Annotated in this window: 10 protein-coding genes and 1 pseudogene; 4 read left to right on the top strand and 7 right to left on the bottom strand. The window is 68.9% G+C overall.

Going from position 1 to position 11,619, the window contains the following annotated elements:
- Nucleotides 1-327: 327 nt before the first annotated feature.
- From ABZZ79_RS39170 to ABZZ79_RS39150, 5 genes are all read right to left on the bottom strand, one after another.
- Complete coding sequence (locus ABZZ79_RS39170; protein WP_356697391.1) at nucleotides 328-828, bottom strand: hypothetical protein; 501 nt, start codon at nucleotides 826-828, stop codon at nucleotides 328-330.
- A gap of 500 nt (nucleotides 829-1,328) precedes the next feature.
- Nucleotides 1,329-1,991, bottom strand: coding sequence for a TetR family transcriptional regulator (locus ABZZ79_RS39165; protein ID WP_356697389.1), 663 nt, complete (start codon nucleotides 1,989-1,991; stop codon nucleotides 1,329-1,331).
- 136 nt (nucleotides 1,992-2,127) lie between these two features.
- A complete protein-coding gene (locus ABZZ79_RS39160) occupies nucleotides 2,128-2,913 on the bottom strand; it encodes a sigma factor-like helix-turn-helix DNA-binding protein (protein ID WP_356697387.1) in 786 nt (261 codons plus the stop codon).
- Between the two features lie 69 nt (nucleotides 2,914-2,982).
- The gene (locus ABZZ79_RS39155; protein ID WP_356697385.1) at nucleotides 2,983-4,374 is read right to left on the bottom strand and encodes an MFS transporter; all 1,392 of its coding nucleotides are present in this window, start codon (nucleotides 4,372-4,374) and stop codon (nucleotides 2,983-2,985) included.
- 80 nt (nucleotides 4,375-4,454) lie between these two features.
- Nucleotides 4,455-5,528: a polyprenyl synthetase family protein gene (locus ABZZ79_RS39150; protein WP_356697383.1), complete on the bottom strand. Its 1,074-nt coding sequence runs from the start codon at nucleotides 5,526-5,528 to the stop codon at nucleotides 4,455-4,457.
- 370 nt (nucleotides 5,529-5,898) lie between these two features.
- Here ABZZ79_RS39150 and ABZZ79_RS39145 point away from each other — a divergent pair, with 370 nt between their 5' ends.
- The 4 genes and pseudogenes from ABZZ79_RS39145 (at nucleotide 5,899) to ABZZ79_RS39130 (ending at nucleotide 9,677) form a co-directional block, all read left to right on the top strand.
- Nucleotides 5,899-6,378 (top strand): hypothetical protein, encoded by a 480-nt coding sequence (locus tag ABZZ79_RS39145; protein WP_356697381.1) that lies wholly within the window; start codon nucleotides 5,899-5,901, stop codon nucleotides 6,376-6,378.
- Nucleotides 6,379-6,593: 215 nt separating this feature from the next.
- On the top strand, nucleotides 6,594-7,487 hold the full coding sequence (locus ABZZ79_RS39140) for an aromatic prenyltransferase (protein ID WP_356697379.1): 894 nt from the start codon (nucleotides 6,594-6,596) through the stop codon (nucleotides 7,485-7,487).
- Nucleotides 7,488-7,790: 303 nt separating this feature from the next.
- Nucleotides 7,791-8,036: pseudogene (locus tag ABZZ79_RS39135) on the top strand (hypothetical protein); the annotation flags it as partial.
- A 129-nt stretch (nucleotides 8,037-8,165) separates the two neighbouring features.
- Nucleotides 8,166-9,677, top strand: coding sequence for an MFS transporter (locus ABZZ79_RS39130; RefSeq protein ID WP_356697393.1), 1,512 nt, complete (start codon nucleotides 8,166-8,168; stop codon nucleotides 9,675-9,677).
- Nucleotides 9,678-9,805: 128 nt separating this feature from the next.
- Here the strand turns inward: ABZZ79_RS39130 and ABZZ79_RS39125 are convergent, their stop codons facing one another.
- On the bottom strand, nucleotides 9,806-11,071 hold the full coding sequence (locus tag ABZZ79_RS39125) for an AfsR/SARP family transcriptional regulator (protein WP_356697377.1): 1,266 nt from the start codon (nucleotides 11,069-11,071) through the stop codon (nucleotides 9,806-9,808).
- 323 nt (nucleotides 11,072-11,394) lie between these two features.
- Nucleotides 11,395-11,619: adenosylhomocysteinase (locus tag ABZZ79_RS39120; RefSeq protein ID WP_356697375.1), on the bottom strand; the 225-nt coding region annotated here is incomplete at its 5' end.

Here is an 11,619-nt window from a genome sequence, read left to right as displayed (position 1 = left end):
TCATGCGCAATTTGCAGACTCCTCCTGGCGGACACATGCCTCCCGAAGGGCTTCGGACACAGGCAATTGCCGCAACCGGGTCCGGAAAGACGTTGTGCCAGGCGGCGGCCGTCTGCGTGAGCAGGTCCAGGGTGGGCGGGCAACAGGACAGGACGCGGCGCGGGGAAAGCCGCCTTGCGGATTTCACGGCGATGCCGGCGCACGGTTGCGTGTTGCTACCTCGACATGTGCTAGACCCTGACGCCGAACATTGCTGGCGGTTGCGGGAGCTGGGCTCCATGCTTCACTTGTTGGAACACGGAGCCCGGCTGTCAGGTCCTGTGCGGATCAGGCGATGGACAGGTGAACCGTGGCCTTGGCCTCGGCGGGAAGGAATTCCCTGTTCCCGGAGAACACCGCGATCCACCCGGTGGCGAGCGCTTCCGCCCACAGGATCGGGTCGAGGCCGTTCGAGCCCGCGCTGACCTCAGCGACGCCTCGGGCGTTGGTGTCGGCGCGGCCGACTTCCTGGCGGGTGGTCGCGACAAGGAAGACGATCTCCTTGTCCTGGAGCGCCTCGCCGTCGGTGTCACGCAGTGTGGCCCGGAGGATGCCGGTCATCTGGCCTCCGATGGAGGCCTTGACGGTGGCCGCCTCAAGGCGGACTCCCCGCTTGTGGACCTGGGACGCAACACTTCCGCCGTTGCCGTTGGTCGGGCTGCCGGAGACCTGCTGGCCCTGCTGCTGGGACTGCTGCATCTGCTGGAGCTGCTGCTGCAGCTGCATGAGCCTGATCTGCTGCTGCAGCTCCTGGATCTGGGACTCCACGTTGTTGGTCTGCGTGGTCATCGAGGTTGACTCCTTCGTCTCACGACTTTGCGGGGCCGCGTCGGCCCCAAACAACTGTGCCCATAGGCATATGACTCTGGCTCGTGGTAGTCGGCCGAACGAGTCATCGAAATCAGCACCGCTTTGAAGATCAGAGATCGTGTGAGAACGAGAGAGGTAATGGGCAGCCGTGAGCCCCTCGGCGACTTCATACACAGGAACGAGGACTGGCCGACGAAGCCCCTGCGCGTCATGGTTACGTCCGCCGATTTGCGCCGCGCGGGCAATGTTCTGGCGCCTGCGCCTCACCCAGCCGAGTAGGCGAGCCGAGTTCGTCAGGACCTCCGCGGCCGTTACTAATCCGCGGCTGGCAGAAGCTGCCGCCGACGCGGACGCGTACCGGCGGCGGACCGAGCGGCTGCGCTCCACACCGGTCTCGGTCGGCCTTGCGCCCGGATGACGGACCCGCTCAGCCCTCACTCTGCGTGCGGGCTGAGGGGTCTCCTTTTCGCGTCCGTCGCTTACGGCCTGGTGTCCGCCGGGCGCCCGACTGCGTCGGGATGCGCCAGCACCGCCAGGGCCCGTTCGATCATCTCCACCAGGTCGGTGTCCTCACTGTGGTTTCCCCACAGCACCTGGTGGAAGGCGCCCGTCATGGCGCCGACCAGGAAGCGGATCTCAAGGTCGTCCGCGGGCAGGCCCGCCCGTTCGGCGAGCACCTCGCTCACGATCTCAACCCACCTGTCCTGGGACTCGCCCACCAGGGCCCGTATCGCGGGCACCTGGCGGACGAGCTCCCGCCGCCACCGGTACTCCTCGCTGAAGTCCTCGGAGAGCCTGCGCACCATCTCGGTCACCACCGCCCGCAGGGCGGCCAGCGGCGGTTCGTCCGCAGGCCGCTCGCGCAGGAAGGCCATGCCGAAGTTGGCATAGTCGTCCGTCAGGACGATGTGCTCCTTGCTGGGGAAGTAGCGGAAGACCGTGCTCGGCGAGACCTCGGCCGCCGCGGCGATCTGCTCGATGGTGGTGTTGTCGTACCCTCGCTCATCGATCAGCCGACGGGCCGCCTCACGGATCGCCTGGCGGGTGCGCAGTTTCTTGCGTTCGCGCAGGCCGAGGCCGGTTTCGGCGACTGCGATCGGCGGCACCGATGCGCTGGTCGTTGCAGATGGCATACGACTCATTGTCGCGCACCGGCCGCCAGGTCGGACAGCTCCTCGGGCAGAGGCTGCTCTTCTGCCGCGACGGCCTTCCCGCCTCCCGAGCAATGGCGGGGATATGACCATTGTGGCCGGGGCGGCGCGCGCCGCCGGCCCGAGCTCACCGGGCCCGGTTTGCCTCGCGCAGGACCGCGTATGCCTCGGTCACCGGGTCCGCTGACGCGAACTCCTCGCAGTTGACGACCAGGTGGATCGCCTCGATCCGCCCGTCGCGGACATCGAGCGCCGTGCCGCTCAGGATCCTGCCGTCGCGGTCTCGGAAGAGCGAGCCGGGGCGGCCGTTGACGCGGTGCTCCTCCAACGTGATGCCGATCTGCACCAGCGGCGGGACGATCGCCGACAGCAGGCGGGCCACGTTCTTGCCGCCGGAGATGTACGTGGGCCAGGGCAGTGGCTCGCGGCCGCCGTCGCTGCTGACGGCGACGGAGTCCAGGAGCTGCTGGCACGCCTGCTGCGAGCAGCCGAGCGCCGACGCGATCTCCTCGACGCCGCACCCGAACGCCTCCCGCAGTACGAACACCGCCCGCTCCAGCGGTGAGAGCCGCTCGAGCACCAGCAGGGCCGCTGTCAGCAGCGAGTCGGCCAGCTCCGCCGGGCGCTCCGGGTCTGTGTCGGCCTCGGCGGGGCCGCCCGGCAGCGGCTCGGCGGGCCAGGGCCCGACGTGCGCCTGGCGCCGCAGGGTCGCCGAGCGCAGGGCGTCGGTGGAGATCCCGGTCACCACGGCCGCGAGATGCCCTTCGAGAGATGCGGGCCGTGCCTGGGTGTGCGCCCAGCGCAGCCAGGTCGCCTCGACGGCCTCCTCCGCCTGGCTCGTACTGCCCAGAATCCGGCGGGCGATCGCGAGCAGCAGCGGCCGTACTTCCTCGAACTCCTCGGCCCTGGTCACAGCGCCTCCTCCTTCACGTCCCGGCAGGTCCCTTACGGCTTAATGAACTTCGACTTCGGTTCAGAGCGGTCACGACCGCTCGGAGACAAGCTCCCGGAGCGGCCGGGGCGTGGGGGCGTACGGCTCCTCCTGCTGCTGTTTGCGGATACGGGCCCGCAGTATCAGCGTGGCCGTGAGGGCGCTGCCGATCGGCAGGGCGAGGACGAGCAGGGCCTTGGCCGGCGACCAGCCGGCGTCGACCATGACGCCGCCGCTGAAGCCGCCGACCAGCGGGCCGACCTTGCCCGCGCTGTTCGCCCAGCTCAGGGCGGTGGCGCGGACGGACTGGGGGTAGGCGACCGCGGTGATCGCCTGGAGTACAGAGGCGGCCGCCGGCAGGCAGAGCCCCAGCAGGAACACCGTGACGAGCAGGGCGACGAACCGACCGGACGTCAGGGCGGCCGCGGCCAGGCCGGTCACGGTCATCGCCCACAGGGCAGCGAGCACTCGGAAGCGGTCGAACCGTCTGAGGGCGTAGGACACCGAGAACTGTCCGATCAGGCCGCCCCAGCCGAACGCCGCCACGGCCACCGCGGCCCTGGACTCCGTCAGGCCGCCGTTCTCGGCCAGCTCGGGCAGGTAGGTGACGATCACGAACGTCACGGCCTGTCCGAGGTAGAAGCACAGCCACAGCAGGATGGTCGTGCGGAAGAGGCGGCGGGACAGCACGGTCTTCGGGCCGGGTCGTGCGCGCTTGTTCTGCGCGCTGCGTTCCCAGTCCACCGGGGTCAGGTCGTCGTCCGGGAAGACGGCCGCGAGCGCGGCGCGCAGCTCCTCCCGCGGCCGCCGGCGGGCGGCGAGTACGCCGGGGGACTCCGGGACGACCCGGAGAATCGCCGGGATCAGCGCCAGCGGGGCGATCCCGCACAGCACCAGCAGCATCTGCCATCCGGCCGTGGGGATGAGGAGTGAGGCGAGAATGCCGCCGATGGTGGTACCGCCCGTCACTCCGGCGAAGACCAGCGCGACCATCTGGACCCGGCGGCGGGCGGGCATCCAGTCCGCGACGAGCGCCATCCCTGTCGGCAGCACCGCGCCGAGCCCCAGGCAGGCCACGATCCTGAAGCCGGTGAACAGGCCGATGCCGCCCGTGAGTCCCATGGCGGCCGTGAACACGCCGAACACGGCGGTACCGGCGAGGGCGACCAGTCGGCGGCCGTAGCGGTCGGCGAGCGGACCGGCGGCCACACCGCCGGCGATCATCGCCAGGATGCCCAGCGTCACGGTCGCGGTGACGGTGCCGTCGTCGACTCCCCAGTCCTCCTTGATCCTGCGGTGGACGAAGGCGGAGACGGCGGTGTCCAGCCCCTCGGCGATCATCATGGCCAGGCCCGCCCTCACGATGAGCCGCTGCCTGCGGCCCAGGGGCCTTTCGTCGATGAACTCCTGCGGACTCAGGCGTGCCGAGGCATCGGTGCTCATGGGCCACGGCCCCTTTCCTGTGAAGCCCGTGCGGGTCGTACGGCGGTCCAGGTGACCGCCGGGTATCCCGAGGAGGCTGCTCAGTCGTTGCGGTAGGCGACGCGCAGGGCCATGTCCGCCAGTTCGGCGCGCCACGCGGGGTCGATGGGGGCGTCGGCGATGGCCTTGCGGCCTCGCTCGACGAGGTCGGCGATGTGCCGTTCGACGTCTTCGGGGACACCGCTGTCCAGCAGGCGGCGGCGCACCTCGTCGGGTGTGTGGCCGGGTTCGGTGATCAGGGTGCGGATGCGTTCGTCGCGTTGCATCGCCCAGCCGAGCAGCAGGGTCATCTTGTGCTGGCGGAAGTCGAGTCCGGCGGGCTTGCCGGTCTGTGCGGAGTCGCCGAAGGCGTCCAGCAGGTCGTCGCGGAGCTGGAAGGCCTCGCCGATGGCCTCGCCGTACTCCGCGAGGGCGGGGGCGAGGTCGGCTCGGCCTGCGGCAGCGGCGCCGACGACGAGGGGGCGGTGGATGGTGTAGCGGCCGGACTTGATGAGGGCGATGAGGCGGGACAGGTCCGGGTCGACGCTGAACTCGGCGGCCGCGGCGACGTCCATGTACTGGCCGATCATCACCTCGGAGCGCAGCCGGTGCCACTCGGCGAACCCGCCGGAGGGGGCGTGGGACATCAGCTCGTCGGAGTAGACGAGGGCGAGGTCGCCGACCAGGATGGCGACGCCTTCGCCGAAGCGGCGGGGTTCGCCCTGCCAGCCGTGGGTCTTGTGCAGCGTGGAGTGCTGTACGTGGACGGCGGGCTTGCCGCGGCGCTGAGTGGAGTCGTCCAGGACGTCGTCGTGGATGAGGGCGGAGACGTGCAGCAGTTCCAGGGCCGCGGCCGCGTCGATCAGGCCGGGGGTGTCGGGGTCGCCGCCTGCGGCCAGGTAGCCGGTGAGGCAGAAGGCGGGGCGGATGTGCTTGCCGCCGGCGGTGACGACGTCGGTCAGGGCGTCGATGGCGACGGCCGCGTGGCTGTGCACCTCGGCGTAGCGGGCGCGTTCGGCCGCGAGGAAGGAGCTGAGGCGGTGCTCCACGCGCTGGAGCAGGTCCTCGACGGTGCGCCGCGCGGAGGAAGCCGGCTCCTGGCCGGTGGTGGCCGGGCGGGTCACTTCGGTGGTCACGACGCATCTCCTTGAACGGGGCTTGTGCGCTGGGGCGGAAAACGCGGAGAGGGTAGCTGCGTCAGCGTGCGTGGCGTGAATGCAGCGCAGGTGGAGCGTGGTTGGAGCGGAAGCCAAGCGGAACGGCAGAGAACACGTACCGAGGGTGGTCTCCACGGGGTGGCGGGGGTTTTGGTGGCCAGGACGTAACCCCGACCGGCGCCCCGGAACAACCGGCCGGCCCCTCGGGGGAGGGCGGTCGCCAAGCAGACACCAAGCCGGCGCCGAGCAAACGGCAAGCAGGCTGAGGAACGGTGCTGCCGTACGGCCCACGCCCGGCGCCCGGCCGATATCCGAACCCCCCGCCACACACCAAAAACCTGGAGGAGACATGTCCTCAGCCGCCGAGGTGCAGCAAGCCTCACCCGCCCTCACCGCATACGGGCGCGCACTCGCCGAAGCCGGGGCGGCGGCGCTCACCGGACCACGCGAAGAACTCGGCGAACGCCTCGTCCGCACTCTCCTGACAAACTTCGAGGACCCCGAAACCTCCCCGCAGCTCCTCGAGGCCTTCCGGACCGCGATCAGCAGCGACGAAGGCGCCGCACAGATGCGCCAGTGGATGTCCTCCCAGCTCCCCGCTCAGGCGGGAGAAGCACTCGGAAAGCCGACGACGGACCTCGCCGAGGCCACCGCGACCCTCCTGCAGGTTCCGCCGCTCCACGCGAATGCGGCCGCCGCACAGGTCTGGGGCCTGATCATCCTGCGCTACATCCTCAAGATCGACCCCATCGCGTCGATCTCGACCGACGAGGTCTGCGAGCTCATCGCCCCCACCATCCAGCGCTACTACACCAGCGTGACCTCCTGACTCACCAGCCACACACAGGGAAGGGGGGCGGGCCCTATGGGCTCGCCCCCCTTCCCTGTGTGTCGCCGTACACCCCGCAAAACGGTCCCGCCAACAGTCCGGCCCCCACAATCTGCTCAGCCTCAAGTCATCGTCAAGCGGGGTGGGCGAGGGTATCGACGCACATTGCATACATAGGCTGCCCCTTGGAGGAGCTCATGCCAGGACTCGCTGGCTTGGATAAGGTCTATTCGGCGGTTGAGGAAACTGCCCGGCTACTGGGCGTACCTTGTTCGCCCGACCAGGTCTCGCCCGTTCTGACGGTATTCGGGGACGAACTCGCCGAGGCGCACCTCGTTTTCAGCATGGCGGCCGGCGAGAGCCATCGGGGTGAGCTCGACTTCGACTTCTCGGTGTCGACCAAAGGCGCCGATCCCTATGCCACCGCGCTGGCGAACGGTCTCATCGAGGAGACGGACCACCCCGTCGGCTCACTGCTGACGGAGATTCAGGCGCGCTGCGCCATTGCGAGTTATGGGGTCGAGTACGGAATCGTCGGCGGTTTCAAGAAGTCCTACGCGTTCTTCCCTCTCGACGACTTCCCGCCGCTGGAGAAGTTCGCCGGCATCCCGTGCATGCCGCCGTCCATTGCGGAGCATGTGGACACGCTGACGAGCCTTGGCCTGGACGACAAGGTGTCGGCCATCGGGATCAACTACGCGAAGCGCACGTTGAACGTGTACCTCGCCGCGGCAGAGGTGGAGGCGGAGACGAAGCTTTCGCTGCTGCGCGCGTTCGGGTTCCCGAAGCCGGACGCACAGGTCGGGGAATTCATCAAGCGATCGTTCTCCATGTACCCCACCTTCAACTGGGACTCCTCGGCGGTCGAGCGCATCTGCTTCTCCGTGAAAACCCAGGACCCGGAGGTGCCTCCCGCTCCCCACGACCCGGAGATCGAGAAGTTCGCGCGTGACGTGCCCCATGTGTACGCCGGCGGTCCCGAGTTCGTTTCCGCCGTCGCGTTGGCACCGTCCGGCGAGGCGTACTACAAGCTCGCTGCCTACTACCAGAAGGCGCGGGAGTCGTCGAACGCCGCTTTCGCCGCCAGTCGGGAAGACGGCGCGTCATAAGCCGGTCGTCGTGTTCAAGTCCGGCCAGGGGTGTCCGGCTGCAGCACAAGCCGGTGTCAAGCCGGCACCAAGTGATTCGCAAGTCGGCGGCAAGGTGAGTGAGCGACCATATCGCCGATAGCCAACGTTGCCCCTGGAGGGTCAGTACATGTCTACGGCAGTTGAAGTGGAACAGGCGTCGGCGATCACAGCGGCGTACGGACAGACATTCGCGTAGGCGGGCGCTGCGGCTTACAACTGGCCGCGCGAGAAACTCGCCGAGAACATCGTCCGGCTCACTCCGGAGTTCTTCGAGGACTCCGAGTGTCAGCCGAAGCTCCTCCAGGCCGTACCTACCGCGACCGCCAGCAAAGAAGGCGCGGAGCCGATGCGCAATCTGTTCATCGCGCAGGTCTTCGCGCAGGCCGGTGTAGCGCTCGACGAGAAGTCGCTGAGCATCGACGAACTCGCGGGCTGGCTCAGCATCAAGCCGATCCACATCAACGCTTCGGCCACACAGCTGTGGGGCGTTACGTCCTGCGTGTGGAGCCGATCGCGTCGGCGTCGGTGGACGAGATCGTCGAGCTTCTCACGCCCACGGTCGAGCGCTACATCGTCGACCAGCGGAATCACCGGTCAGCGGAAAACCCATCGGAAGGAATCGTCCAGCCCCGGAGTACTGGGAGGACCACTAACGTCATGAGTACCTTAATTTCACAAGACCAGGTCGACGGCCACACCGGTGGCGATCCCCGGCGATGGAAGGCGCTGGCCGTACTCACCGCGGTGCAGTTCATGCTCATGCTGGACGTCACCGTCGTGAACATCGCGCTGCCCAACATCCAGGCCGACCTCGGTTTCTCCACCGAGGGTCTCGCCTGGGTGGTCAACGGCTATCTGCTGATGGCCGCCGGATTCCTGCTGCTGGGCGGGCGTGTCGCCGACCTGTTCGGCCGCCGCAGGGTCTTCGTGGCAGGTGTGCTGCTCTTCGGCATTTCGTCGATCATGTGCGGTGCCGCGAACACGCCCGGTCTGCTGGTGGCCGGCCGGTTCCTGCAGGGATTCGGTGAGGCGCTCGCGGCACCGGCCGCGCTCGGTCTCATCGCCGTGCTGTTCACCGACCCCAAGGAGAGGGCGAAGGCCCTGGGGATCTGGGGCGGACTGGCGGCGCTCGGTGGAGCGGTCGGCTCGGTCGTCGGCGGTCTGGTGACCGACTTCATCGACTGGCGCTGGGTGTTCTACATCAACATCCCCGTCGTGGTGCTGGCGCTGTTGCTGATTCCGCGCCTGATGTCGGAGAGCCGTATGGCCCGCCGCGAGGGTCAGCGGCTGGACATGGTCGGGGCGATCACGACCACCGGCGGTCTGGTGGGCGTCGTGTACGGCCTGCTTGAGGCGGCCGAGAACCCGTGGGGTTCCTCGCAGGTGCTGCTGCCGCTGCTGGGCGGACTCGCCGCACTGGTCTTCACGGTCGTGTGGGAGTCGCGGGTCCCCGAACCGATGATCCCGCTGCGGTTCTTCAAGAACCGCACGCGTGTGACGAGCAACGTCGTGAGCATGATGTCGTTCGCGTCGTTCTACACCTACGCCTTCGTGGCCACCCTGTATCTCCAGCAGGTGCTGGACTACTCACCGATGGAGACGGGTCTGGCGTACATTCCGCTCACCGTCGCGGTGGGTATCGGCATGGGCGTGTCCACCGCGCTGATGCCCCGCATCGGCGTCAAGCCGATCGTGGTCATCGCCTTCTTCGGCTCCGCCGTGGGCCAGTTCATCGCTGCCAGCGGCTTCGGCTCCGACGCCAGTTATGTCGGCGGGTTCATGCCCGGTCTCGTCGTGTTCGCGCTCTTCAACGGCATGGGCTTCCCTGTACTGATCAACGGCGGACTGCACGAGGTCACCGGGCAGGACGCGGGTCTGGCCTCCGGTGTGCAGAGCTCGATGCAGCAGATCGGCGCGGCCCTCGGCCTCGCGACCCTGGTGCCCATCGCCCTGCGCTACGTCAACGACCACGCGGCGGACGGGAACCTCCCGGAGGTCGCGTCCGACGGATACGCGCTGGCGCTGCGGGTCTCCGCAGGCGTCCTCGCCGCCGCTGGTCTGATCGCTCTGTTCCTGCTCGGGAAGGTGAGTACCGCGAAGCGGGACGCGCACGCGGAGGCCGCCGAGGTGATGGCGGAGGACGCCCACCCCGAGGCCGCCAAGGCATGACCGGCGTCTGACGCCGGCAACAAGTCGACGCACCACGCCCGGCCGGGTCCGGGGGTGGTGCGTTGTGCTGTGCGCCAGGTGCTCCCGCTCGCCCCGCCAGGTCGCGGGGTGCGCGGCGCGGTCTACGGCTACAGCTCCGCCGCCAGGGGTGAGCGGAGGAAGTCGCCTCGCGGCACTACCTCGTGATGGGAGGGCTGGCGGCGGGCGCTCCAGTGCAGTCCGCGCTGGTCCGGAACCGCCTCCACGGAGCGCAGGGCCGGCTTCGTGGCCGTCCTGGGGTGCGGTCGCCAGTCCAGGGACGGCGCGTGGTTGAGTATCTGTGTCTCCAGCAGTTGCAGTGCCGGCCGCGGATCGATTCCCAGCTCCTCCGCCAGCCGCCGCTGGTTGGTGCGCAGGACGGCCAGCGCGTCGGCCTGCCGGCCCGCCCGGTAGAGGGCCAGGCTCAGCAGTTCGCAGCCGTATTCACGCAAGGGATGGTCCTGGACGAAGGCCTCCAGTTCGGCCACCGCGATCTCGTGGGCGCCGGCCGCGAGCAGGGCCGCGCAGCGCCCTTCGACCACGGACAGCCGCAGCTCCTCCAGCCGTGCCACGTCCGGCCGTACATAGGCGGTGTCCGCCACCTCGGCGTAGGCCGGCCCGCGCCACAGTGCCAGGGCCTCCTCGAACTCGTGGACCGCGTAGTGCGGATCGCCACGGTCCAGCGCCTGCCAGCCGGCGACGGCGCGATCGCTGAACCGGTGTACGTCGACCTCGACGACCCGGCTGTCGAGGAGATAGCCGCCTCTGTAGGTGCGCAGCACTGTCGGCTGTGTCCTGGGCGCGCGGCCGGGCTCGAGTACCCGCCTCAGCTTGGCGATGTACGCCTGGAGCGAGGAGGCGGCCGCCGGCGGCGGGTGTCCGGTCCACAGTTCCTCGACGATCACGTCGAAAGCCACCGGGCGGCCCACCTTGCTGACCAGCAGGGCCAGCAGGGCGCGCTGCTTGGGCGCTCCCAGGTCGGCGAGGCGGTCGTCGACGACGGCGTCGATCGGGCCCAGGACGCGGAACATGACCAGGGGGCGCGGTGCGGGCAGCTGCGGCGGCCGCTCCGTGTGCCACCGGGCGCCCTCCGCTCGCCCGGGTGCCGCGGTCGCATGGTCGCGTTCGGCGGTCGTGCCGCCCTGTGTGACGCCGTTGGTGACGTTGTTCGTGATGTCGTTCGTGACGCCGAATTCCGCGTTCGTGTGGTCCCTCGCCGCGTCTTCGGGGTCGAGTTCGAGTTCTCTGGGCGCGTGTCTCTGTAGCGCCTGGTTGGTGCGGCGGAGCTCCCGGACCTCACGTTCCAGCTCCGCGATGCGCCATGCATCCGGAGTGCCGGGGCTCTCGGTACCGGCATCGGCCCTTTCGTTCGACATCCGTGAACTCCCCCTTTCCACGGGCGCATTTCACCTGTCGTGGAGCCTGGGCAGGCAATTCCTCAGCCATTGTGCGCGAGGTGGAGGGGCGAGGAGCTGTGTGACAAGTCAGCGCCAAGCGACTCTCCAGTCGAATTCAAGGTGCGTGGCCGACGCTGGGAGGGCGGGAGAGGGCGGGGAGCGTCCCGCTGATCGGTTCGACGCCGTCGAAGCGGTCCGCTTCAGCTCGGTGTTCTCCTTCGTTCGGGTTCGAGCTGAGCGGACACGGCTGTCGTCGTCCCCCGGGACGCGTTCCCGTGTCCCGGGGCGATTCGGCCGATGCTTCAGTAGCGGTAGTGGTCCGGCTTGTACGGGCCCTCGACGTCGACGCCGATGTACGAGGCCTGCTCCGGGCGCAGCGTGGTGAGTTTGACGCCGAGGGCGTCGAGGTGGAGGCGGGCGACCTTCTCGTCCAGGTACTTGGGCAGGGTGTACACGCCGGTCGGGTATGCGGTCTGCTTGGTGAACAGCTCGATCTGGGCCAGGGTCTGGTCCGCGAAGGAGTTGGA

This window comes from Streptomyces sp. NPDC006458 (assembly GCF_040612135.1).
Classification (GTDB): Bacteria; Actinomycetota; Actinomycetes; order Streptomycetales; family Streptomycetaceae; genus Streptomyces.
The sequence above is the reverse complement of the archived record's forward strand: the minus strand, read 5'-3'. Positions and strand labels throughout refer to the sequence as shown.